Below are 22,483 nucleotides of genomic sequence, written 5' to 3'. Positions count from 1 at the left end.
TTCTCCTGGGACGAGGGGGCGAAGCGGGAAGAAGCGGGATCAGCCCATCGCGCTGAGCTGACCGGCCAGCCACGTCGACTGGTTCTTGAGGGAGTTCAGCGCGGTCTCCATGGCGGTGAACTGGCGGGTGAGGGTCTCGCGGCGCTTCTCCAGCCGCAGATCCCAGGCCTCGATGCGCGCCTGGATGTCCTTGGCGTTGGCGTCCTGGCCCTTGGCGAGGGAGACGAGCGATCCCGTCGTGGCGTCGGACGCCGACTTGGAGACCTCGAGCAGCCGAGCGGCGATGCCGGGCACGGCCTTGATGACCGTGCCGTCGGCCCTGGTGCTCTCGGGAGTGCCGAGAACAAGGGCGCTGGCCAGCTCGGGATCGTCCTTCAGCGCGGTGAGGAAGGTGTCCTTCTTGAAGGTCACCGTTCCCTCCCGGGTCAACGAGAAGCCCGCCTGGGCGGGGGAGCCACTGGCCCCGACGGCGCTCGAGACAGCGTCGAGCAGCCGGCCGGCCAGCTGGCTGACCGAGAAATCCCCGCCCAGCGCTGCGGTGCTGCCCTTGGTGTTGTTGGTGTAGTCCTTGACCGTCCTGATGGCAGCGTTCACCGCGTCGACCATCGTCTGCACCTTGCTGGCGACCGCGTCAGGGTCGCTGGCGACCGAGACCGTCACCGGCGAGGTCTCGACCTTGGCGACCGTGATCGTCGTGCCCGGCATGACCTTGTCGAAGACGTTGGTCGAGGAGTACACGGAGTAGCTGCTGGCGCCGCCCTGGCCGCCGATCTTCAGTTCTGCGTTCGCGCCCAGTGCCGTCGTCTCGAACGTGCCTGCCCCACCCAGTGAGAACCGGCTGTCCGCGCCGGTCTTCTTGCTGGTCACCTGGAGGACGTACTCGGGCGTTGCACCGTCGCTCACCTGCACGACGGCGGCGCTGAGCCCGAAGGTCTTGTCGGCGTTGATGGCGGCCGCGGCGTCGGCCAACGTCTGGCTGCCCCCGACTGCGATCGATCCCTTGACGGCGCCGCCGGCGTCGCGGACCTCGATGCTCGAGGCGCCATAGTCCGCGGACGGCGCGGTCCACGCGGTGGTGCCCCGGTTCAGGACGCCGTGGCTGCTGGCGACGCCCACGACCGTGAATGTGAGAGAGCCCGTCGGAGCGCCGGTGGTGGCGGTGGCGGCGACGCTCGACGACGAGCTGGAGGCCTTGGTCGGCGTCCAGGCGTCGGGCTTGAGTGCGGCTTCGGCCGCGGCGGTGATCGCCAGGAACGTGGTGTTCACGGTCCGGTATCCGGATGCGGCGTTCTCGGTCGCCTTGAGCCGGGTCTTCAGCGCGGTCTGCGACGCCCCTTCGGCGGCGACCAGCTGGTTGATCAGGTTCGTCGTGTCCAGCCCGGAGACGAGGCCGTCGACGCTCATGCCTGCCATGCGGTTCCTCCTGGTTCCGGTGCTGGTGCGAATGAGGGGGGAGGCCGCAGGGCCTCCCCCCTCACCCGGGTGGTGCTGAGGAGCTCCCTCAGCTACTCAGGCTGGGATCAGCGGAGCAGCGAGAGGACGCCCTGCGAGGCCTGGTTGGCCTGCGCGAGCATCGAGGTACCGGCCTGCGACAGGATCTGGTTCCGGGTGAACTGGACCATCTCCTGGGCCATGTCGGCGTCGCGGATGCGGCTCTCCGACGCGGTCAGGTTCTCGACCGTGACGTTGAGGTTGTTGATGGTGTGGTCGAACCGGTTCTGCAGGGCACCCAGGTCGGCGCGCGTGGTCGAGACCGTCTTGATGGCTTCGTCCAGCTTGGTGATGGCCAGGTCGGCACCCGACGCCGCGGTGAAGACGACGTCAGCCTGCTCGATCTCCTCCGCCGTGGCACCAGCCACGTTCGGGTCGACGTTGGCCGGGTCCTGACCGGTGAAGATCAGGCCGGTGGCGCCGGTGGTGGCGGCCGCCTTGACACCGGCAGCAGTCAGCGCGGAGTTGACCGCGGCCAGTCGGTCAGCAGCGTCGGACCCCGGCTCGAACTTCACCGTCGACAGGTCGAGGCTCTTGCCGCCGACCGTGACGGTGCCGTTGAGCTTGTCGAAGCTCTCCACCAGCGTGTAATCCCGACCACCGACGCCGCCGTCGATGGTCACAGAACCGGGCGTACCGGACGCTGCAGCCACGCTGCCGGTCTCGAGCAGGCCATCCGCCGCCGCCGCCAGGGTGACGTCCAGGCCGTCGATCTTGAGACCGGCGGCGCTCATGTCGGTGCCGACCTTGACGCTGATCTTCTCGCCGGTGTTGGCGCCGACCTGGAACTTGCCGTCGTAGCTACCGTCCAGCAGCTTGGTGCCGTTGAACGTGGTGGTGTCGGCGATCCGGGTCAGCTCGCTCTTGAGCTGGCTGATCTCGGACTGGATGTTGCCCTTGGCGTCGTCGTTCAGACCACCGGCGTTGCTGGCCTGGACCGACAGGTCGCGCATGCGCTGCAGGATGCTGTGCGTCTCGGTGAGCGCACCTTCAGCGGTCTGCACGACCGACACGCCGTCCTGGGTGTTGCGGACGGCGACCTTCAGGCCACCGATCTGCGAGCGCAGGCCCTCCGAGATGGCGAGCCCGGCCGCGTCGTCGGCGGCGCGGTTGATGCGGAAACCGGAGGAGAGCTTCTCCAGCGACTTCGACATCTGGTTGTCCGTGACGGACAGGTTGCGGTACGCGTTGAGCGCCGCGATGTTGTTGTTGACGCGCAGACCCATGGTGATCCTCCTTGGACGGGGCCGTACTGGGGTCCCGCTGCATCCGTGCTGCGGGCCGTGCTGGTGTCGCAGAGTGGGTTTCGGCCTGGGGCGGCTGGGACTTGAGGCGAACGAAACTTTTTCTCCGCCGTGTCTCCCTCAGGCGGGTCGGGCCGCGGCGCGCTCCGGGGTGATCCAGGCGCCCGCGGGGGCACGGGGCGCGGGCGGCGCCGGGACCGGTGACGGGAGCCTGCTGCCGGTCTGGCCGGTGAGCCGCTCGAGGTAGTTGCGCTGCTGGTTGCGCGCCCGGACCCCGCCGGTGGCCGGCACCGGGGTGCCGTCCCAGATCTGGCCCATGGCCGCGTGCAGCAGGGTCAGCGCCCGCGCGCGCATCTGGGAGACGCGGGAGAGCGTCACGCCCAGGTCTTCCGCGATGTCGGTCAGTGATTCATCACCGAAGAAATTGCGCTCGATGACCTCGTCGAGCCGGTCGGGGAGTGCGCGGATGGCTTCGTGCAGGTGCCGTGCCCGCTCGCTGCGCACGACCGCGCGTTCGGGGGACTCGCCGGTGTCGGGCAGGTCCAGCGAGCTGCCGTCGGGGCCGGACTCCGCGTCGATGCTCACCATCACCGCGCGGTGGACGTCGACCTGCAGGTGATCGAGCTCGCTGCGGGCGATCCCCAGGCTCGTGGCCAGCTCCTCGCGCGTGGGCGGCCGGCCCAGGCTGATGGTCAACGCGTCGGCGGCGGCGTCGGTGCGCCGGGCCGCGGCCCGCACCGACCGGCTCGCCCAGTCGCCGGAGCGCAGCTCGTCGAGCACCGCGCCCTGCAGCCGGGCCAGCGCGTAGGTCGCGAAGGAGGCGCCGGCCGACGGGTCGAACCGGCGGGCCACCTCGACGAGGGCCACGTGAGCGCAGGAGAGCAGGTCCTCACGGCTGACGTGGCTCGGCAGCGAGATGCGCGAGGCGACGGCGTTGACGGCGAAGGCGGCGAGCGGCAGGTGCTCGGTCACCAGGGCGTCGACCTCCTGGGGGGACCGCCCCTTGACCGGGTGCGGCGCCCGGCCGTTCTGCGGGCGTTCGCGCGACGGCCGGTCATGCGCGGCCCGCTCACGCAGGGATCGCTCGGTCGCGAGGGCACGGACTGGGGTCACGTCCGTATCTCTCGGCGGGCGGGGGGCGGGTCGGCACCCCCTCTCGGCACAAATCCGCACGAACTTGAGCGCCAGTTCCGTGCTTCGGCTCAACCCCCTCCGAGCGGGTGCCGATGGCTGCTGCGACGGCGGTGCCCGGCTCTGCGGCCGGGGCGACCGCGAGCACGAGCGAGACGACGGAAGGCGGTGGACACGTGGACTACCAGCACCTGTCGACATTGCTGTGGCGGGAGCAGGAGCTCCTGGACCTGCTCCTGTTCAAGGCCGAGGAGAAGCAGTACCTGATCCTCACGGGCAAGACCCGCTGGCTCCAGCGCATCGCGCACGAGATCGAGGTGGTCCTCGACCAGCTCCGCACGCTGGAGGTGGAGCGCGCCGCGGCCACCGAGGCGCTGGCCCAGCGCCTCGGCATCGAGACCAACCCCTCGCTGCGGCAGGTGGCCGAGGTGGCCCCCGCCCCGTGGAACGACCTCTACGCCAAGCACCACGAGGCGCTGCTGGTGCTGGTCACCGAGCTGCGCAGCCTCTCCGACGCCAATCGCGAGCTGATCGAGGGCGGGCTGGCCGCCATCGGGGACGCCCTGCTGCAGGTGCGCGCCCCCTCGGCCGGCACCTACGGCGCGAGCGGCCGGCACTCCGACGGCAGCCACCGCGCGGTCACCCTGGACGGTGCCCTGTGAGCACGTTCAGCGGGCTGAACACGGCGACCACCGCCTTGTGGGCGCACCGCCGCGGCCTCGACGTCACCGGCCAGAACATCGCGAACGTCAACACCGAGGGCTACTCGCGCCAGCGGGTGGACCTGACGGCGGTCAGCGGGAGCACCGTGCCGGCGTTCTTCTCCACCAGCTCCGGCATCGGTCAGGGTGTCAGCGCCGACGAGGTCATGCGCATCCGCGACTCCTTCCTGGAGGGTCGCGGGCACACCGAGCACGCCAACAACGCGCAGCTCGTGGCCGAGACCGACGCCCTGCAACTGGTCGAGCACGCCTTCCGCGAGCCCGGGGACACCGGGATCCAGAAGATGCTGGCCGAGATGTGGAGCGGCTGGCAGGACGTCGCCAACAAGCCCGACGACGACGCCGCCCGCGGGCAGGTGCTCAAGCGGCTGGAGACCGTCGTCGGCGGCCTGCACTTCAGCCAGCAGCAGCTCGGCGGGCAGTGGGACCAGACCCGCGAGAACCTCGCGGTCCTGGTCGACGACGTCAACGCCGCCGCGGGCAACGTCGCCGAGCTCAACGTGGCGATCCAGCGGGCGACCCAGAGCGGCCTGCCCAGCAACGACCTCGCCGACCAGCGCGACCTGCTCATCATGAAGCTGGCCGACCAGGTGGGCGCCACGGTCCGGCACGGGAAGGACGGCGTCCTCGACGTGGCCGTCGGCGGGATGTCCCTCGTGTCGGGCGGCTCGGCGACGCCGATCGTCCTCACCGGGGCCCTCGACCCGGAGGCCGCCGGCACCGATCCGCTGCGCCTCGCGACCGCGGCGGGGGACTTCACCGTGCGCGCCGGCGGCACGGCGGCCGGGCAGCTCGCCGCCCTGAACACGATCATCCCCGGCTACCGCGCACAGCTCGACGGCGTCGCCGCGAACCTCGCGACGGCGCTCAACGACGCGCACACCGCGGGCTTCGACCTCTACGGCGCGGCCGGGACGGCGATCCTCGGATCCTCGGGCGGCGGCCCGGTCACCGCTACGTCGATCCAGGTGGTCATCACCGACCCCAAGCGGCTCGCCGCCTCGTCGGTCGGCCCGGGGGCGCCGAACCTCGACCACGGGAACGCCGACGCCATCGCGCAGCTCGCGACGTCGGTGACCGGCGTCGACGCCGGCTACCGCAAGATGATCGTCGAGCTCGGCGTCCAGTCGGCGGTGTCCCAGCGCAACCTCGCCATCCAGGGCAGCATCACGACCACGGTGGACGCGGCGCGCGACTCCGTCGCCGGCGTCAACCTCGACGAGGAGCTCACCAACATGCTCTCGTACCAGCACGCCTACTCGGCCGCCGGGCGCATGATCACCGCGATCGACGAGGCGCTCGACGTCCTCATCAACCGCACCGGCCTGGTCGGGCGCTGACCGGGATGCGGATCACCCAGCGCGCCGTCGCGCTCACCAGCCTCCAGGGCCTCAATGCCAACCTCGACGCCCTCGGCAAGCTCCAGCAGCAGCTCACCTCCGGCCGGATGGTCAGCGCACCGTCCGACTCGCCCACCGGGACCAACCGCGCGATGCAGACGCGCTCGGACCAGGACGCGGTGGCGCAGTACGCGCGCAACATCTCCGACGGGCAGAGTTGGCTCAACCAGACCGACTCGACCCTGCAGCAGATGATGGACGTGACCCGCAAGGTCCGGGACATCACCGTGCAGGGCTCCAACACCGGCGCGATGTCCGGCACCGCGAGGCAGGCCCTCGCCACGGAGGCCTCAGCACTGCGGGAGAGCCTGCTCGGCCTGGCGAACACCACGGTCGCCGGCCGCCCCCTCTTCGGCGGCATCAGCACCGGGCCGCGAGCCTACGACCCCGACACCGGGGCCTTCATCGGCCTCGACACCGCCCAGGTGTCGCGCCGCGTGTCGGCGACCGAGAGCGTGCGCATCGACGTCAGCGGCCCCGAGGCCTTCGGACCGGTCGGTGCCGACCTGTTCGCCGTCGTCGACCGGATCGCCGCCAATCTCACCGGTGACCCGGCGGCGCTGGAGACCGACCTCGCCGAGCTGGACGGGCTGATGAACCGCATGCAGTCGGCGATCGCCGACGTCGGTGCGCGGTCGGCCCGCGTCGAGCGGGAGGGGCAGATCAACGTCGACCAGGGCATCAGCCTGCAGACCCGGCTCGCCGAGGTCGAGAACATCGACCTGCCCAACACGATCATGAAGTTGCAGATGCAGCAGACGGCGTACGAGGCGGCGCTCGCCGCGACGGCGAAGACCATCACCCCCACGCTGCTGGACTACCTCCGCTGATGACCACCCTCGCCGACCACCCCGCAGCGGCTCCGACGACGGCTCCGGCTCCGCCCCCGGTCCAGGTGCTGTCGTTCGCCGAGCCGCTGCCGGGCTTCCCGCGACACCGGGACTACGTCCTGGTCGCCGCGGACACCGCCGGGTTGCTCTTCTGGCTCCAGGCGGTCGCCCCGGACGGGCCCCGGTTCCTCGCAGTGCCGGCGCGGGAGTTCTTCCCCGGGTACGCGCCGGTGCTGCCCGGGGCGGTGCAGGCGGAGCTCGGGATCGCCGACCCGGCGCAGGCGCGGGTCTTCTGCCTGGTCGCCGTGCCCGACGGCGACGTGGCCCGGGCGACGGCGAACCTGCGGGCCCCGGTGGTCGTCGCCCCCGCGACCCACCGGGCCCGCCAGGTCGTGCTGGATGACGGCGGCTTTCCCCTTCGGCGGCGCCTGCGCCGATAACCTCGGTGGCCGCGTCACGACGCGGCTTCACGCCTGCCCCGGCGGGCGACGCCACGGACGGCCATCACACACCCATGGAGGGGTACTCGTGCTCACACTCACCCGCAGCGTCGGCGAGACGATCCGCATCGGCGACGACATCGAGGTCCACGTCGTCGAGGTGCGGGGCGGCACCGTCCGCCTCGGCTTCAAGGCGCCGCGCGAGATCGCGATCCACCGCGAGGAGGTCTACCGGCAGATCGCCGAGGCCAACCTCCTGGCGGCCCAGGTCACCGCGGACACGCTCGGCGCCCTGGCGGCGTTCGCGCCGACCGCGGTCGCCGACGCGCCGGAGCTCGAGGCGGCCGTGCCGGCCGACGCCGGTCCCGCGGAGGCTGCACGCGGCGCTGAGTGACAGATGTTCACGGTCGCCGGGGGGTCCACCTCGGCAGACCGTGCCAATCTGACGGGGCAACGAGCTGACCTGACCGCGACACGGGCAACTATTGCCGAAGCTTCGCCCTCATAATGCGTGGGACACAGCGAGTTGTGTGCCGTGTCCGCTGCGTGCATGCGGCAGATTCCTCCCCAAGCAAGTGACAGGGGGCGATCAAGATGGCACGCAACGCATTCACCGCTTCGGTGGCGGGGGACCAGACCGGCGACCAGGAGTCCGTGGTGGTCCACGTGCAGCTGCGACCTCGCCGGGGCGCCACCCGCAAGTGCCTGGCGGCGCTCGCCGCGCTGGCCGCCGAGCACGAGGACGTGGCCGTCGCCGTCACCGGCCTGAGCAAGGACGACCGCGTCGTCCGGGTGACCGTCGGCGTCGACCTCGGCCCGCGAGCCGCCGTGGCGAAGTTCTCGCCGCAGGCGCAGGCGGCCTACGCCTTCGTGTCGGCGGTCTTCACCTCGTTGTACGACCACATGCCGGTCTACGCGGCCGAGCCCAGCAGCGCCGAGCGCGCCGCCGCCGCGACCCTCCTCGAGCACGCCGCCGCCGGTGCGGCCCGCGCCGACGCCCTGCCGGTCGAGGTGCTCGAGGCGCTGCCCGCCGCCCCGGTGCCCGTCCCGCTCGTCCCGTCGCCGCGCCGCCCCGGTCCGGGGGAGCGCATCCCGGCCTGACCGCCTCCCGTGCAGTGCGGGGTGCCGGCCGCCCGGCGCCCCCTTCTTCCCCGTAGTGCCAGGAGCTCCGATGCCCGACCGCATCCCCTTCCCGACCTCCGCCGACGACGACCGGTCCCGCGCCCGGCAGCCTCTGGTGTTCGGGGGCATCCCCGAGTCCGACGGGTGGGCCCTGGCGCCGATCACGCCCCGCGACCGGGTGCACTTCCGCGTGGACCGCGAACTCCCGCTCGACGAGTTCCGCCAGGCCCTGCCCGACGGCGTGACCGTGAGCTACGACCAGGGCGACGGGCTCTACCGCGTGGACGGGGCCTGCGGCTCGGCCGCCGTGCTGGCCGACTGGGTCAAGGCCTGGTGCGCCGGTCGGGGTACCACCACGATCGGCCTCCGCGCGGAGACCGACGTCCGCCGTCGCGCGCCCCGCGACCTCCCGCCGGCGTTCCTGGACGACCTGTGCCGGCACTACGGGCCGATCAGCCTCAAGCGCCTGCAGCGCAACATGAGCACGATCCGGCTGCACCTGCCCGACCCCGACGACCTGGGGCAGCAGGTGTTCGAGTGGATCCTCAAGGCGGTCGCGCAGTACGACGAGACGAAGTCGGTTCCCTTCGGGGCCTTCCTGGCGACGCAGCTGTCCAAGTGGGTGCACGACCTCGGGCGCAACGCGCACGGGCGCACCGCGGCCGACACGGAGCACAAGCAGCAGAAGGCGATCGCCGCCTTCATGGCCGAGCACCAGCGCCGGCCGAGTGAGAAGGAGCTCGCCACCTACATGGGGCAGAGCGTCGCCACGCTGCGCCGCAACTCCCAGACCGTCGCCACGCTCAACGGGCTGCGGAACCTGCAGTCGCTGGACGGCACCCCCGACGCCACCGAGATCCTGCTGCCCGACTCCTCCGAGGCGCCCGACGAGATCATGGGCGAGGCCGAGCAGACCCTGCTCTCGCACGCCCTGACCGCCGCCTGCGCGCCGGACCCGGAGGCGCGCCGCGACCAGCGCGCCGGCCAGCCCAACGTGCTCGGCTGGGCGACCTGGTACCTGACGACGTGGGGGGGACGCACCAAGACCCAGCTGTCGGCGGACCTCAACACCTCGGTGCGGAACATGAACGTCTACGCCGACCGCGTCGAGAAGGCGCTCAAGGACCGGCTGGCCGAGCTCGCCGACTGAAAAGGGCCTCCCTGCCCCCCGCACCTCGCGCGCTCGGCGCGGGGCCCTGCAGGGAGGCCGTTCCAGCCCGTCACCTGCTCGCGGCGGGTCCCTGAAGGGGGCCGTTCCAGCACGTCACCGGGGTCCCTGAAGGGGGCCGTTCCGGCACGTCGCGGGATCTCGTCGTCCGGGGCCGGATGGCGTCGACGGGTGACGCCCGGGACGGGACGGACACGCCCGGAGATCCGATACGGAAAAGGCTCAGTCGCAGGGTCGAACAGGCCATGAACCTGCCGATATCCACTCCGTGACACCCCGCCCGAGGACCCGCCGCCCGGCCCGCACGCCCTGCGCGGCGACCGGGGCGTGGTACCGGGGTGGGGCCCGGTGAGCGCGCTGCCCGCGGACGACCCCGGCTCCGCCGCGCTCGTCCCGCACTGGCTGGACGCCACCGCCCGCGAGCTCCTGGCCGCCTCGGTGCGCACCGCCCTCGACGGCCCGGCGCACCCGGTGTCCACGATCCTCCTGCAGGACGTGCTGACCGAGCTCCACGTGGCCGCCGCCCGCGAGGCGGTGTGGCCGGCCTCCACCGCGCGCGTGCGCCTGGCCACCGGGTGGGACGACGACGTCCTGCCGATCCGGCTCAGCCCGGCCGAGCTCGGCGCGGTGCTGGGGCTGCCCGCCCTGCCCGCCCGGCTGCGCGGGCTCCTCGGCGCCCGGAGCCGCTCGTGACGCCCGGCCCCTTCGGCACCAGCACCGTTCCGCGGGGGTTGCTGCAGCGGTTCCGCGCCGCGCCGGTGGACGTCGCGGACCTGCACGACGTCGCCACGCAGCTTCTGCCGCACCTGGCCTCGTCCCACCTGCACCTCCGGCTGGTCCGGCGCCCGGGCGCGGGGACCGTCCTGCACCTCGAGGAGGACGAGCGGGTGCAGCGCGTGCCCCTCACCGACCTGGCCGACGACATGAGCCGCGCGGGCATCCCGGGCACCGCCGCGGGCATCGCCGCTGCCCTGCGCACGTGGGTCGACCGGCGGCCGGTGACCGACGCGGCCGCCGCCGCGGCGGGCATCGCCGCCCTCGACTGGGCGGACCGGTCGGAGACCGCGGTGGGCTGGACCGTCGTCGTCGTGCGCGGGGAGCTCGCCGTCGCCTGGGCGCCCTCGCCGGGGGCGCGGGCGGCCGAGCTGCACCGGGTCCGCTCCGCGGCGACCGGCCGGGCGCACGAGGTGCCCCTGCAGCTGCGGGTCGAGGGCCCGCTGGCGCTCTGGTCGCACCGGGCGGTGCCCGTGCTCGCCTCGGCGGCCCTGGTCGCCCCCGAGCTGATGATGCAGCGGATCGCGGACCGCGGCCTGACGCTGCCGGACATGCACGTGGTCGTGACGCCGCACCGGCCGGTGGCCTGCGCGGACCCCGGTGTCGCGCGGCGGCTCGCCGGTCAGGCCAGCGAGGCGAGCGTGACGCTGCCCTGGCGCTCGGTCGTCGACCTGCCCTGGATCTGACGGCCCCGTCCGGAGCCTCCCCGCGAGCCCGCGAGCGGTGAGGAGGACGGGGTCCCTGCTCAGGAGATGGAGCCGAACTCCCAGTGCCAGGGCTCGGGCTTCTCGCTCCCGGGCCGGGCCCAGTCGGGCTGCACGAAGCCGAAGCGTGCGGCGTTGGCCGTCATCCAGTTCCACTCCGGCGTGCGGGCCACGTTGACGCCGCCCCCGAGGTCGATGGCCAGGGCCCAGCCGTGGTTGGAGGTCCCCGGCACGGCCGCCAGCGCCGGCTTGGCGTGGAACGCCGCCACCTGCGCGCCGAAGGACCGGTAGGAGTCGGTGATCTGCAGGGGGGTGCCGAACTCGGCCTCGTAGGCCGCGTCCAGCTGTGCGTAGGCGGCGGCCGCGTCGCAGCGCAGCGCGTGGCGGGCGACGCCGAGCCGGCACAGCGCCTCGGCGGGGATCCGGCCGTTGGACCAGCCGCCCCACTGCGGGTCGACCCTCCCCGGCGCGGGCAGGGGGGCGCCGCACGCGCCCGTGCCGACGCCGACGGGCAACGCCGGGTTCGGCTCGGCCGGGCGCGGCAGGGTCACCCGCACCGCCGACGACCCGGCCGCCATGGAGCTGACGGCGACCTGGTACGAGGCGGCGGAGGCGCCGACGACCTCGCCCTCGCCGAGGTAGATGCCGACGTCCCGCCCGCCGGGTGCGAACACGAGGTCGCCGATCTGCACGTCCCGGGGCGGGACCGACGCGCCGGAGGCCCACTGGGCGCCGGGGTCGCCGGGCAGGGCGTACCCGGCCAGCAGCCAGGACGCGGCCGTGAAGCCGCCGCAGTCGTAGGTCTCCGGGCCGGCGCTCCCCGCGAGGAAGGGCTTGCCGAGTTGGGAGAGCGCGTTGCTCACCGCGGCGACGGTCTCCGCCGCCGGCACCGCGACCGGTTCGCTGCCGATCACGGCCCAGGCCACCCCGGGGACGGGCTGCCCGTCGGCGTCCAGGGCCGGGGAGAGGCCGGGCGGGAAGGCGGCGGGATCGGTGAGCGCGGACGCCGGTGGCGGGGCGATGCCGGCCGCGGCCAGCCGACCGAGGTAGTCCTGCCAGCGCCGCGTCGCGGCCTCGTTGCGCTCCTGCTGCGCGCCGGCCGCGGGGACGGCGCCCAGCCCGGCGAGCCGGCCGGTGACCTCCGCGGGGAGCTCGCCCGCCTCCGCGCGCACGGCGGCGAGGACCTCGGCGGCGCGCTGCTCGATGGCGGCCAGGGCGGCCCGTGCGTCGGCCACGCGGGTGCCGGCGGCCTGCAGGAGGACGGCGGTGCGCTCGGCGCTGATCACGTCGCCGACGAGTGCGCGTTCGGCCCGGTCGGCGAGCGCCTGACGCATCATCGAGCCGGTGGTGCTGCGCGGCTGGTCCAGGTCGAGCCCGAGCACCGGGTAGCGGCTGGTGCCGTCGGCCCGGTAGAGCCGCGCCGCCCCGGTCCCCACGGTCTGCCGCCGGGCAGCGAGCTCGGCGCGGGCGGCCTCCTCGGCGGCCAGCGCCTCCTCGAGGCGGCTGCGCCGTTGGTCCGCCTCGTCGGCGAGCTGGGAGTACAGATCGGCCTGCTCCAGCAACGAGCTGCGCGCAGTGAGCGCGAGCGTGGTGGGGTCGGGCGCGGAGCCGCCGCTGTCGGGCGACTGCGCGCCGGGCAGCAGCACCGCGAGGGCCGCGGGGACGAGCAGGGCGCTCGTCGCGACGACGCCCAGGCGCGTCGGCCAGCGGGAACCGGTCCGCGGGGCGCGGCGGTGCGGAGCCTCTGCCCGGGCGCGCCGGCCGCGGGCGGGCGTGCGCCGGACGGCGGCGCGACCGCCGGCCGGGCGGCCGCGGGTGCCGGAGGACCCCGCCGGGCGCCGGGTGCCGGCCCCGCCGGAGCGGGCGGCGAGCGCCGCACGGGCAGCGGCCAGCTGCTCGGGGGTGGTGCCGGGGCGCGCCGCGGCGGCCTGGCGCAGGGCCAGCGCCTCGCGCAGTGCCCGGGCCTCCGCCGGGGTCAGGGGCGGTCGGGCCGTGGCGCGCTTCCCGCCGGCCGGGGTGCGGCCGGAGGCCGAGGACGCGGTGCGGGGTGCGGTCGCGCGGCCGGGCGTCCGCGATGCAGGCACTGCGTCCCCCGGGCGATCTCGTCGTGACGGATGCGGCTCCTCGGACCGCTGGGGTCAGGAGCTCTCCGCCATCCATCGACGCGCCGGGGGAGGTGCTTGAAAGGCGACGAGAAGAGGTCACCCGTCCGGGGTGGGGTGAACCTCGGGGGACCAGCCGGGCACTGGTGCGCCGGGCCGGTGGGTCAGGGCGCCCACCAGGCGCCGTGCCGGTGTTCCAGGGGGATCCGCAGCTCGCCGCCGTCCTCGGTGGAGACGACGAACTCCAGCTTGGTGATGCGGACGGGGGGGCCCTCGCCGTCGGGCTCCAGCAACCGGCCGGTGGCGAGCGGCATGGGCGGCAGGACGAGGAGGTCCTCGTCGTGGAGCTCGGCCATGCACGGTCCTCTCGAGATGGGGGCGCACCCACCGTAGGGAACCCGGCCGCCGATGCAACGGGCCGGGTGACCCCGGAGGGTCACCCGGCCCGGGCGGTCCCCGTCACCAGAGGGCGGGGGGCGTGGCTCAGCGCGCGTCGACGGGCAGGTAGTCCCGAGCCGTCTCGCCGGTGTAGACCTGCCGCGGGCGACCGATCTTCGTGGCGGGATCGGCGATCATCTCGCGCCACTGCGCGATCCAGCCGGGCAGCCGGCCCAGCGCGAACAGCACGGTGAACATCCGCGTCGGGAAGCCCATCGCCTGGTAGATCAGCCCGGTGTAGAAGTCGACGTTCGGGTAGAGCTTGCGCTGGATGAAGAACTCGTCGTTGAGCGCGATCTCCTCGAGCTGACGGGCCAGGTCGAGCAGCTCGTTGTTGCCGCCGAGCTTGTCGAGCACGGTGTCCGCGGTCGACTTCACGATGGCGGCCCGGGGGTCGTAGTTCTTGTAGACCCGGTGCCCGAAACCCATGAGCTTGACGCCGGGCTCCCTGTTCTTCACCCGCTCGACGAACCGCGGGATGTCACCGCCGTCGGCCCGGATGGCCTCGAGCATCTCCAGCACCGACTGGTTGGCGCCACCGTGCAGCGGGCCGAACAGCGCGTTGATGCCGGCGGAGACGGAGGCGAACAGGTTGGCGTGCGAGGAGCCCACCAGCCGGACCGTCGACGTCGAGCAGTTCTGCTCGTGGTCGGCGTGCAGGACGAAGAGCTGGTCCAGCGCCTTGACCAGCTCGGGGTCCTGCTCGTAGGGCTCGGCCGGGAAGCCGAACGTCATCCGCAGGAAGTTCTCCACCAGCCCGCAGGAGTTGTCCGGGTAGAGGAACGGCTGGCCGACCGACTTCTTGTACGCGTAGGCCGCGATCGTCGGCAGCTTCGCGAGCAGACGGAGCGTGGTGATCTCCACCTGCTCCTCGTCGAAGGGGTCCAGCGAGTCCTGGTAGAAGGTCGACAGGGCGCTGACCGCCGACGAGAGCACCGGCATCGGGTGGGCGTCGCGCGGGAAGCCGTTGAAGAACTGCTTGAGGTCCTCGTGCAGCAGCGTGTGCCGCCGGATCCGCTGGTCGAACCCGCCGAGCTGGTCGGCCGTGGGCAGCTCGCCGTAGATCAGCAGGTAGGTGACCTCGAGGAAGCTGGACTTCTCCGCCAGCTGCTCGATCGGGTACCCGCGGTAGCGCAGGATGCCGGCGTCGCCGTCGATGTAGGTGATCGCCGACGTGCAGGAGGCGGTGTTGACGAAGCCGATGTCCAGCGCGACCTTGCCGGTCGTGGCCAGCAGCTTGCTCGTGTCGATGCCGTCGGAACCCTCGGTCCCTTGCTTGACGGCCATGGGCAGTTCGCCACCGGGGTAGCGCAGGGATACGTCAGTCTCGGTCATCGGGGACGACGCTAACCCCTCGGAGGCCCGCTCGCGGCACGACCCGTCGCGGCGCGGGGCGGGAGCGGCACCGATCCGTGCGCTCCCGCCCCGCGCCGGTTCACGGGTGGGTCATCGAGAGGACGTCCAGGGCCTCGTCGAGCTGGGCCTCGGTGAGCTTGCCCTGTTCGACGTACCCGCGCTCCACGACGACCTGGCGGATCGTCTTCTGCTCGGCCAGCGACTGCTTGGCCACCTTGGCCGCCTCCTCGTAGCCGATGTACTTGTTCAGGGGGGTGACGATCGAGGGGGAGGACTCGGCGTAGGTGCGGCACTGCTCGACGTTGGCGACGATGCCGTCCACGCAGCGGTCGGCGAGCAGCCGGCTGACGTTGGCCAGCAGCCGGATCGACTCCAGCACGTTGCGCGCCATGAGCGGCAGCGTCACGTTCAGCTCGAAGACGCCCGTGGTGCCGGCGTAGGTCACCGCGGCGTCGTTGCCGATCACCTGGGCGCCGACCTGGATGACCGCTTCGGGGATGACCGGGTTCACCTTGCCCGGCATGATGGAGCTGCCCGGCTGCAGGTCGGGCAGCTGGATCTCGCCCAGGCCGGTGCGCGGGCCCGAGCCCATCCAGCGCAGGTCGTTGGCGATCTTGATCAGGCCGACGGCGATCGTCTTCAGCTGGCCCGAGCCCTCGACCAGGGCGTCACGGGAGCTCTGCGCCTCGAAGTGGTCGCGGGCCTCGCTCAGCGGGAGGTCGAGCTCGGCGGCGAGCTTCTCGATGATCGCGGCGGCGAACCCGGGCGGGGTGTTGATGCCGGTGCCCACGGCCGTGCCACCGAGGGGCAGCTCGCCGATGCGGGGGAGCGAGGCCTCCAGCCGCTCGACGCCGTAGCGGACGGCCGCGGCGTACCCGCCGAACTCCTGGCCCAGGGTCACCGGGGTGGCGTCCATCAGGTGGGTGCGGCCGCTCTTGACCACCTCGGCGAACTCCTCGGCCTTGCGCTGCAGCGAGGCCTCGAGGTGCCGCAGGGCCGGGATGAGCGTGACGACGATGGCGCGGGTCGCGGCGATGTGGATCGCCGACGGGAAGACGTCGTTGGACGACTGCGAGGCGTTGACGTGGTCGTTCGGGTGCACCGGGGCGCCGAGCGACTCGGTGGCCAGGGTGGCGATGACCTCGTTGGTGTTCATGTTGCTCGACGTGCCGGAGCCGGTCTGGAAGACGTCGATGGGGAAGTGGTCGTCCCAGTCACCGCGGGCCACCGTGCCGGCGGCCGCGGTGATGGCGTCGGCGATCCCGCGGTCGAGGACCCCGAGGTCGGCGTTGACCGTGGCGGCTGCGCCCTTGATGGCGGCCAGCGCGCCGATCAGCTCCCGCTCGATGGGGGTGCCGGAGATGGGGAAGTTCTCGACGGCGCGCTGGGTCTGCGCCCGCCACTTGGCCCAGGAGGGGACGCGGACCTCTCCCATGGAGTCGTGCTCGATGCGGAAGTCGGCGGTGTCCTGACCGCTGCCGTCCTGCGCTGCGCCGTTCTTCTGGGCCACGCTGTGCTCCCGGGGGTGTGGATGGTGACAGGGCTCCGCACGGGACCCTAGACACCCGTGGGCGAGGGTGCCGGTCCCGCCCTCGCCCGGGCAGTCGCGGAGGGGCGTGCGCCGTCGTCGCCGGTGGTCACCGTCGCTGTCGGCCTACGAGGAAGTGCGCCGGCACCTGCGGGGGCCGGGTCATGGCCTGCACCGTCATGGTCGGCACCGAGCCGGCGTGACGATGGGCACCTGCGCACGGCTCCTGCTCGGCTAGCCTCCGGGTGCGTGAGCGCCCCCCAGGACCCCTCCCGCCCGCCGGCCGTGCGGGTCTCCGACGCCGAGCGGGAGTTGGTGGTGGCGCAGCTGCAGACGGCCGTCGGCGAGGGACGGATCGACCTCGACGAGTTCGGCCAGCGCGCGGAGGCGGCCTACGCGGCGGTGACCCGGGCCGAGCTCGACGAGCTGGTGGCCGACCTGCCCCTCGACGCGGCACCCCGCGTGCAGATCGTGGGGCAGCGCCCGGTCGAGGAGCTGTCGAGCGTCTTCGGCGACGTCACCCTGACGGTCACCACGACCCCGCCGCGGCGCGTCAGCACCGTCTTCGGCGACATCCGCATCGATCTGCGCGGCCTGCGGACCGGCGCCGACCGGATCGACCTGACGGCCACCACCGTCTTCGGCGACATCGACGTCATCCTCGCCGAGGGGGTGGACGGGGAGCTGCACGGCCGGACCGTCTTCGGCGACCGGAAGGTGCAGCTCGCCCCCGTGCCGAGGCTGGCGGGCACCCCCCTGGTCGTCGTCCAGGGGAAGGCGACCTTCGGCGACCTCCGCCTGCGCAGCCTCGCGCCGGGTGACTCGCCCAGCCGCTGGAAGGCGCTGATGGACCGGCTCGCCGCCCGCCGCCTGCCGTGACACCGCGATCCGGAGGACCGCGATGGCTCAGTCCCGGTCGAAGGGGACTGCGGAGTAGGCGCGCAGCTTCTCCAGCGAGTGCAGGCTGTCGATCGAGCGGATCGTCCCCGACCGGGACCGCATGACCAGCGACTGGGTGGTGCACCCGCCGGCGCTGTAGCGGACCCCGCGCAGGAGCTCCCCGTCGGTGATCCCGGTGGCGACGAAGAAGACGTCGCCGCGCACCAGGTCGTCGATGTGCAGCACCCGGTCGAGGTCGTGGCCGGCGTCGAGGGCCTTCTGCCGCTCGTCGTCGTCCTTGGGCCAGAGCCGGCCCTGCAGCGCGCCGCCCATGCACTTCAGCGCGCACGCGGTGATGATCCCCTCCGGGGTGCCTCCGATGCCCAGGAGCAGGTCGACCCCGGTGCCCTCGCGGGCGGCGGCGATCGCGCCGGCGACGTCGCCGTCGGTGATGAACTTGATCCGGGCGCCGGCCTCGCGCACCTCCTGGACCAGCTGCTCGTGGCGCGGCCGGTCGAGGATGCAGACGGTCACGTCGCCGACCGAGCTGTGCTTGGCCTTCGCGATGCGGCGGATGTTCTCGGCCACCGGGGCGGTGATGTCGACGACGTCGGCCGCTGCCGGGCCGGTGGCGAGCTTCTCCATGTAGAAGACGGCGGACGGGTCGTACATGGCGCCGCGCTCGGCGACGGCCATGACGGCGATGGCGTTGGGCATGCCCTTGGCCATCAGGGTGGTGCCGTCGACCGGGTCGACGGCGACGTCGCACTCCGGGCCCTGGCCGTCACCGACCTGCTCGCCGTTGTAGAGCATGGGCGCCTCGTCCTTCTCGCCCTCGCCGATGACCACGACGCCCTTCATGCGCACCGTGCCGATGAGCGCGCGCATGGCATCGACCGCCGCGCCGTCGCCGCCGTTCTTGTCGCCGCGCCCCACCCAGCGGCCGGCCGCCATGGCACCGGCCTCGGTGACCCGCACCAGCTCGAGGGCCAGGTTGCGGTCGGGCGCCGGGCGGTCGGCGCTGAACGGGCGTCCGGAGGCCGGGGGCAGCGGGCCGTCGGGAAGGGGCAGCGACACAGGACCTCCAGGAGTTGGACCCTGTCCTCCCCACCCGGGACGCGGGGGGCGCGCACCGGGAGGCGGCGAGGCGGGGAGAGCTCGCCTGCGATCCTAGGGGAATGACCGGATCCGGCCCGACGAGCCAGCGTCCCCCGCACCCCGACGACGCGGCCGCTCCCGGGGCCGAGGCCGTGCCGCCACCGGTGTCCGCCGTCGAGCGGGCCAACCGGTTGAGCGCCGGGAACATGCTCCGCTCCCTGCTGCCCCTGGTCGTCGTCTGCCTGCTCGTCGTGGGCTGGCAGGCGTTCCGCAACAACCCCGACGACCCGATCCGCGAGGTCGACCCGACCAGCACGCTGCGGCTGGCCGAGGCGCGGGCGGTCTACCCCCTGCTGATCCCCGCGCTCGATGAGGGCTACCGGCCCACGAGCATCCGCACCGACGCCGGCACCGCCCCCGAGGGCTCCCCGGTCACCGTGCAGCTGGGCTACGTGACGCCGGCCGGCGCCTACGCCGGCTACGTGGTGACCGACGACGCCGACGCCGAGGCCGTCGACGCGGTGCTGAGCGGCGCGACGGAGGACGGCGCGGTGCAGATCGACGGCGAGGAGTGGGTCCGGTCCACGACGCAGCGGGGGGAGACGGCCCTCTCGCGGGTCGCCGACGGCGTCACCCTCGTCGTGACCGGCTCGGCCGCGGACGACGAGCTGCGCGAGGTCGCCGAGGCCGTGGAGCCCTTCTCGGGGTGAGCCGCGTCCGCCCGCGCCCAGGTCACGAGACGGGAACGCCTCGGTGCGTCCGGCCGCGGGGGGAGCGCTCCGGCGGCAGTGTGGGGTCGACGCCCGTGGAACCCACCGCAGCGAGGAGAACCCGGATGCCCGAGCACGAGGACTACTGCCCCAGCGGCGACCACCGGCCTCCGGCCGAGGGCGGGTCCTGCGACTGCGGGATGGTGACCCGGATCCCGGTGGACGTCCCGCTCGCCGGGCCGGTGGACGTGCGCACGGTGCTGGCGCGCTACCTCGACGAGGACGCCGGCAGCGCTTCCGCTCCGGGTGCGCCCGCGGTGGAGCAGCGGGTGGACCGGCTGCTGGCGGCCCTGGCCCACGCCGGGTTCGTGCTCACGCAGGAGCCTCGCCTGAGCCGATCCGCCTGAGCCGCCGCCGGCCCGGGGCGCTCAGCCCTCGTCGGCGGGCGCGGCGGCCGCCAGGCGCTCCCGGGCCCGGTCCAGCCAGTGCTGGCAGAGCCCGGCCAGCTGCTCGCCGCGCTCCCAGAGGTTGAGCGACTCCTCGAGCGTCAGCCCGCCGGCCTCCAGCCGCCGCACGACGTCGGCCAGCTCCTCCCGCGCCTGCTCGTAGGTCGTCGTCGGCTCGGGGGTGCGCTCGTCGGCGCTCATGCGGGCTCCTCCTGGGCGGTGGTGGGGTCGGTGGCCGCGTCGCGGTCGACGCGGACGGGGAGGCGGCCACCGGCCACCCGCACCCGCAGCAGCTCGCCGTCGGCGACCTCGGCGGGGTCGCGCACCAGCGCGCCGTCCGCCCGCTGCACCACGGCGTAGCCGCGCTCCAGCGTCGCGGCGGGGGAGAGCGCCGCCACCCGTGCGCGGGCGTGCTCGAGGTCCCGCTCGGCGCCCTCGACGCGGTGGGTGAGCGTTCGGCGGGCACGGGTGCGCAGGGCGAGGACGTCGTCCTCCCGGCCGTGCAGCAGGCGGTCGGGGGAGGCGAGCACCGGCCGGGTGCGGACGGAGTCCAGCCAGCGCTCCTGCTGCTCCAGCCGGACGGCGACCAGGTGCCGGGCGCGGGCGCGCAGCCCGTCGACCAGCCGGCGCTGCTCGCCGATCTCCGGGACGATCCGGTGCGCCGCGTCGGTCGGGGTGGCGGCCCGCACGTCGGCGGCGTGGTCGACCAGCGTGGTGTCCGTCTCGTGCCCGACGGCGGTGACCACGGGGGTGCGGCAGCCGGCGATCGCCCGGACCAGCCCCTCGTCGGAGAAGGGCAGCAGGTCCTCCACCGAGCCGCCGCCGCGGGCGACGACGATGACCTCCACCGCTGGGTCGGCGTCGAGCTTCAGCAACCCCTCGATGACGTTCGCCGCCGCCTGCGGCCCCTGCACGACGCAGTGGTGCAACGCGAAGCGCACCGCCGGCCACCGTCGGCGCGCGGTGACCAGCACGTCGCGCTCGGCGGCGCTGTCCCGGCCGGTGACCAGGCCGACGACGCCGGGCGCGAAGGGCAGCGGCCGCTTCCGGGCCGGCTCGAACAGGCCCTCGGCGGCGAGCAGCCGGCGGATCCGCTCGATGCGGGCCAGCAGCTCGCCGAGCCCGACGGCGCGGATCTCGGTGGCCCGCAGCGAGAAGGAGCCGCGCGCGACGTAGTAGTCGGGGCGGGCCCGCACGATCACCCGGGCGCCCTCGGTGAGCTCCAAACCGGGGCGCTCGGCGACGTCGCGGTGGCAGGTGACCGGGACCGAGAGGTCGGCCGCCGGGTCGCGCAGGGTGAGGAAGACGGTGGCCGCGCCGCCGCGCCGCGACAGCTGTGCGACCTGACCCTCGACCCAGACCTCGCCGAGCCGGCCGATCCAGTCGGCCACCTTGCGGGCCACCGTGCGGACCGGCCACGGCGACTCCGGGGACGACGGAGCCGTCATGCCGTCAGCCTGTCGTGGCCCCTCTGCAGGGGCCCACGCCGAGCGTGCGAGGCGTGGGGAGCAGAGGGGTCCTCTTCCATGCCCCGAGGGTGTCAGACGGCACCGACACGGCCCTCGACGCCCCCGACGGCCCCTCGGCAGGGGCCACGCCGAGCCTGCGAGGCCGTGGGGGCAGAGGGGCCTTTCTCAGGTTCCGCGCGGCGCCAGCGGGCTGGACTCGACGGCCTGCTCCTCGAGCTTCTCCAGCCGGTTGCGCAGCATCCGCAGGTACGGGTCGCGAGCCCGCGTGGCCTGCTCGTAGGCCAGCAGGTCGGAGACGGTCGACAGCTGGTAGCCGCGGAGGCGGCCGCGCAGCTGGGCGATGGAGAAGTCGTCGTAGCCGTCGACGGGCGGGTCACCGACGGGCGCACCGTCGGTGCCGGCGTCGCCTCCGTCGGTCGGCGCACCGGTGGCGGCGGCGACCGGGCTGCCGCTCTCGTCCACGGCGACGTCCGGACCGGCGTCCGTGGCGGTGGCGGCCGTGGCCGTGCCGTCGGTGGCGGCGACCGTCTCGTCGGTGCCGGTGTCCTCCTGCGGCTCCTCCACGGCGGCGATGCCCTCGTCGGTGACCGCCGCGTCGACGGTCGCCACCTCGCCGTCGGGGGTGAGCACGTCGACGGTCTCCGCGCCGTCGGCCTGCACGTCGGCCTGCTCGTCGGTCGTGGCGGCGGCGGGGGCGGGCTCGGACTCCAGGAGCGCACGCTCCAGGGCGCCGGCGTCCTCGGTGACCACCGCGTCGTCGGCGGCCGTCTCACCACCGGAGGTCTCGTCGAGCGGGTCGGTCTCGGCGACCTCGGGCACGACCTCGTCGATCGCCAGCTCCTCGAGCACCTCCTCGGTGCTGATCGCATCCTCCGGCACGTCGGCCAGGACGCCCTGAGCGCGGTCGGCCCCGTCGGCCAGGGCCTCGGCGCCGTCGGCCAGGTCCTCGACCAGCTCGCGGCTGAGGTCGTCGACGGCCGCCACCACCGCGTCGGCGGCGGGGTCGTCGGGGAGGTCGGCCACCTCGTCGTCGGTGATGCCGTCGGCGCGGTCGAAGGCGGAGCCGCGGAAGCCGGTCACCGGCTCGTCGTCGTCGTCGAAGGTCGCCAGCCCCGGTTCGCCCTCACCGCGCAACCCGACGAGGAGCTCGTCGCCGCGGGCGACCAGCCCGGCGTAGGTCTGCTGGACCTTCATGGCGTGCTGCATGGCCACGCCGATGACGCGCACCGGCAGGCCGGGCAGCGTCTCGGGCAGCTTGCGCGCCTCGTCGAGCACGGTCGCCGCCAGACCGGCAGCGGCGCGGACAACCTCGGGGATCTCACGGGACATGCCGCACAGCGTGCCCCAGAACCTCCGCACCGACACCCGGTGTGGCCGAATCCACCCGTTCTGGCGGCCACGTGCAGGGCCCGTCGCGAGCGTGCGAGTGAC

General features: G+C 73.7%; 23 protein-coding genes. 12 read left to right on the top strand and 11 right to left on the bottom strand.

The annotated features are described in order from the left end of the window. Window positions 1-39 precede the first annotated feature (39 nt). The 3 genes from fliD to ACI794_RS04640 all read right to left on the bottom strand — a co-directional run bounded on the left by fliD (window position 40) and on the right by ACI794_RS04640 (window position 3,707). Complete coding sequence (fliD, locus tag ACI794_RS04650) at window positions 40-1,413, bottom strand: flagellar filament capping protein FliD (RefSeq protein WP_456600924.1); 1,374 nt, start codon at window positions 1,411-1,413, stop codon at window positions 40-42. Window positions 1,414-1,520: 107 nt separating this feature from the next. Continuing rightward, window positions 1,521-2,717, bottom strand: a complete 1,197-nt coding sequence (locus ACI794_RS04645) for a flagellin N-terminal helical domain-containing protein (protein WP_456615754.1) — start codon at window positions 2,715-2,717, stop codon at window positions 1,521-1,523. Window positions 2,718-2,855: 138 nt separating this feature from the next. Then, entirely contained in the window at window positions 2,856-3,707 is an 852-nt protein-coding gene (locus ACI794_RS04640) for a sigma-70 family RNA polymerase sigma factor (protein ID WP_456615753.1), read from the bottom strand. Between the two features lie 335 nt (window positions 3,708-4,042). Between ACI794_RS04640 and ACI794_RS04635 the strand changes: the two genes are divergently transcribed. The 9 genes from ACI794_RS04635 (at window position 4,043) to ACI794_RS04595 (ending at window position 11,008) form a co-directional block, all read left to right on the top strand. Further along, the gene (locus ACI794_RS04635) at window positions 4,043-4,528 is read left to right on the top strand and encodes a flagellar protein FlgN (protein ID WP_456600921.1); all 486 of its coding nucleotides are present in this window, start codon (window positions 4,043-4,045) and stop codon (window positions 4,526-4,528) included. Further along, window positions 4,525-5,928, top strand: a complete 1,404-nt coding sequence (gene flgK / locus ACI794_RS04630) for a flagellar hook-associated protein FlgK (protein ID WP_456615752.1) — start codon at window positions 4,525-4,527, stop codon at window positions 5,926-5,928. The genes ACI794_RS04635 and flgK overlap by 4 nt, the downstream gene beginning before the upstream one ends. A gap of 5 nt (window positions 5,929-5,933) precedes the next feature. Then, the gene (flgL, locus tag ACI794_RS04625; RefSeq protein ID WP_456600919.1) at window positions 5,934-6,818 is read left to right on the top strand and encodes a flagellar hook-associated protein FlgL; all 885 of its coding nucleotides are present in this window, start codon (window positions 5,934-5,936) and stop codon (window positions 6,816-6,818) included. Next, a complete protein-coding gene (gene fliW / locus ACI794_RS04620) occupies window positions 6,818-7,258 on the top strand; it encodes a flagellar assembly protein FliW (RefSeq protein ID WP_456615751.1) in 441 nt (146 codons plus the stop codon). The genes flgL and fliW overlap by 1 nt, the downstream gene beginning before the upstream one ends. Before the next feature lie 88 nt (window positions 7,259-7,346). Continuing rightward, window positions 7,347-7,652 carry a carbon storage regulator CsrA gene (gene csrA, locus ACI794_RS04615; protein WP_456579307.1) on the top strand — a complete coding sequence of 102 codons (306 nt, stop codon included), beginning with the start codon at window positions 7,347-7,349 and terminating at the stop codon, window positions 7,650-7,652. 200 nt (window positions 7,653-7,852) lie between these two features. Beyond that, entirely contained in the window at window positions 7,853-8,359 is a 507-nt protein-coding gene (locus ACI794_RS04610) for a hypothetical protein (protein WP_456600917.1), read from the top strand. A gap of 70 nt (window positions 8,360-8,429) precedes the next feature. Beyond that, a complete protein-coding gene (locus tag ACI794_RS04605; RefSeq protein ID WP_456615750.1) occupies window positions 8,430-9,530 on the top strand; it encodes a flagellar biosynthesis protein FliA in 1,101 nt (366 codons plus the stop codon). 366 nt (window positions 9,531-9,896) lie between these two features. Further along, entirely contained in the window at window positions 9,897-10,241 is a 345-nt protein-coding gene (locus ACI794_RS04600; RefSeq protein ID WP_456615749.1) for a hypothetical protein, read from the top strand. Beyond that, window positions 10,238-11,008 carry a hypothetical protein gene (locus tag ACI794_RS04595; RefSeq protein ID WP_456600914.1) on the top strand — a complete coding sequence of 257 codons (771 nt, stop codon included), beginning with the start codon at window positions 10,238-10,240 and terminating at the stop codon, window positions 11,006-11,008. Before ACI794_RS04600 ends, ACI794_RS04595 begins: the two co-directional genes overlap by 4 nt. 59 nt (window positions 11,009-11,067) lie before the next feature. On the opposite strand, the gene ACI794_RS04590 is transcribed toward ACI794_RS04595, so the two are convergent. The 4 genes from ACI794_RS04590 to ACI794_RS04575 form a co-directional block, all read right to left on the bottom strand. Continuing rightward, the gene (locus ACI794_RS04590) at window positions 11,068-13,110 is read right to left on the bottom strand and encodes an NlpC/P60 family protein (RefSeq protein WP_456615748.1); all 2,043 of its coding nucleotides are present in this window, start codon (window positions 13,108-13,110) and stop codon (window positions 11,068-11,070) included. A gap of 182 nt (window positions 13,111-13,292) precedes the next feature. Continuing rightward, window positions 13,293-13,484 carry a hypothetical protein gene (locus ACI794_RS04585; RefSeq protein WP_456579301.1) on the bottom strand — a complete coding sequence of 64 codons (192 nt, stop codon included), beginning with the start codon at window positions 13,482-13,484 and terminating at the stop codon, window positions 13,293-13,295. A gap of 127 nt (window positions 13,485-13,611) precedes the next feature. Further along, window positions 13,612-14,901 (bottom strand): citrate synthase, encoded by a 1,290-nt coding sequence (locus tag ACI794_RS04580; RefSeq protein ID WP_456600912.1) that lies wholly within the window; start codon window positions 14,899-14,901, stop codon window positions 13,612-13,614. Window positions 14,902-15,001: 100 nt separating this feature from the next. Further along, a complete protein-coding gene (locus tag ACI794_RS04575) occupies window positions 15,002-16,432 on the bottom strand; it encodes a class II fumarate hydratase (protein WP_456600911.1) in 1,431 nt (476 codons plus the stop codon). Window positions 16,433-16,699: 267 nt separating this feature from the next. Here ACI794_RS04575 and ACI794_RS04570 point away from each other — a divergent pair, with 267 nt between their 5' ends. After that, entirely contained in the window at window positions 16,700-17,329 is a 630-nt protein-coding gene (locus tag ACI794_RS04570) for a DUF1707 domain-containing protein (protein ID WP_456615747.1), read from the top strand. Window positions 17,330-17,356: 27 nt separating this feature from the next. Here ACI794_RS04570 and glpX read toward each other — a convergent pair whose 3' ends face one another. Then, window positions 17,357-18,406, bottom strand: a complete 1,050-nt coding sequence (gene glpX / locus ACI794_RS04565) for a class II fructose-bisphosphatase (RefSeq protein ID WP_456600909.1) — start codon at window positions 18,404-18,406, stop codon at window positions 17,357-17,359. Window positions 18,407-18,507: 101 nt separating this feature from the next. Between glpX and ACI794_RS04560 the strand changes: the two genes are divergently transcribed. After that, window positions 18,508-19,137: a DUF4245 domain-containing protein gene (locus ACI794_RS04560; RefSeq protein ID WP_456600908.1), complete on the top strand. Its 630-nt coding sequence runs from the start codon at window positions 18,508-18,510 to the stop codon at window positions 19,135-19,137. A 125-nt stretch (window positions 19,138-19,262) separates the two neighbouring features. Continuing rightward, entirely contained in the window at window positions 19,263-19,544 is a 282-nt protein-coding gene (locus tag ACI794_RS04555) for a hypothetical protein (RefSeq protein ID WP_456600907.1), read from the top strand. A 21-nt stretch (window positions 19,545-19,565) separates the two neighbouring features. Here ACI794_RS04555 and ACI794_RS04550 read toward each other — a convergent pair whose 3' ends face one another. The 3 genes from ACI794_RS04550 to ACI794_RS04540 form a co-directional block, all read right to left on the bottom strand. Then, window positions 19,566-19,784 (bottom strand): exodeoxyribonuclease VII small subunit, encoded by a 219-nt coding sequence (locus ACI794_RS04550; RefSeq protein WP_456579294.1) that lies wholly within the window; start codon window positions 19,782-19,784, stop codon window positions 19,566-19,568. Further along, window positions 19,781-21,031 carry an exodeoxyribonuclease VII large subunit gene (gene xseA / locus ACI794_RS04545; RefSeq protein ID WP_456615746.1) on the bottom strand — a complete coding sequence of 417 codons (1,251 nt, stop codon included), beginning with the start codon at window positions 21,029-21,031 and terminating at the stop codon, window positions 19,781-19,783. The genes ACI794_RS04550 and xseA overlap by 4 nt, the downstream gene beginning before the upstream one ends. A 186-nt stretch (window positions 21,032-21,217) precedes the next feature. Continuing rightward, on the bottom strand, window positions 21,218-22,381 hold the full coding sequence (locus ACI794_RS04540) for a hypothetical protein (protein WP_456615745.1): 1,164 nt from the start codon (window positions 22,379-22,381) through the stop codon (window positions 21,218-21,220). Window positions 22,382-22,483 lie beyond the last annotated feature (102 nt).

This window comes from Blastococcus sp. SYSU DS0541, from assembly GCF_054050875.1.
This window is presented reverse-complemented; position numbering and strand designations above follow the sequence as displayed.

Excerpts from the sequence above, each read along its gene's own strand:
- fliD (WP_456600924.1), bottom strand. The coding sequence starts at position 1,413 with ATGGCAGGCATGAGCGTCGACGGCCTCGTCTCCGGGCTGGACACGACG.
- ACI794_RS04645 (WP_456615754.1), bottom strand. The coding sequence starts at position 2,717 with ATGGGTCTGCGCGTCAACAACAACATCGCGGCGCTCAACGCGTACCGC.
- flgL (WP_456600919.1), top strand. The coding sequence starts at position 5,934 with ATGCGGATCACCCAGCGCGCCGTCGCGCTCACCAGCCTCCAGGGCCTC.
- fliW (WP_456615751.1), top strand. The coding sequence starts at position 6,818 with ATGACCACCCTCGCCGACCACCCCGCAGCGGCTCCGACGACGGCTCCG.
- ACI794_RS04610 (WP_456600917.1), top strand. The coding sequence starts at position 7,853 with ATGGCACGCAACGCATTCACCGCTTCGGTGGCGGGGGACCAGACCGGC.
- ACI794_RS04605 (WP_456615750.1), top strand. The coding sequence starts at position 8,430 with ATGCCCGACCGCATCCCCTTCCCGACCTCCGCCGACGACGACCGGTCC.
- ACI794_RS04585 (WP_456579301.1), bottom strand. The coding sequence starts at position 13,484 with ATGGCCGAGCTCCACGACGAGGACCTCCTCGTCCTGCCGCCCATGCCG.
- ACI794_RS04580 (WP_456600912.1), bottom strand. The coding sequence starts at position 14,901 with ATGACCGAGACTGACGTATCCCTGCGCTACCCCGGTGGCGAACTGCCC.
- ACI794_RS04560 (WP_456600908.1), top strand. The coding sequence starts at position 18,508 with ATGACCGGATCCGGCCCGACGAGCCAGCGTCCCCCGCACCCCGACGAC.
- ACI794_RS04555 (WP_456600907.1), top strand. The coding sequence starts at position 19,263 with ATGCCCGAGCACGAGGACTACTGCCCCAGCGGCGACCACCGGCCTCCG.
- ACI794_RS04550 (WP_456579294.1), bottom strand. The coding sequence starts at position 19,784 with ATGAGCGCCGACGAGCGCACCCCCGAGCCGACGACGACCTACGAGCAG.
- xseA (WP_456615746.1), bottom strand. The coding sequence starts at position 21,031 with ATGACGGCTCCGTCGTCCCCGGAGTCGCCGTGGCCGGTCCGCACGGTG.
- ACI794_RS04540 (WP_456615745.1), bottom strand. The coding sequence starts at position 22,381 with ATGTCCCGTGAGATCCCCGAGGTTGTCCGCGCCGCTGCCGGTCTGGCG.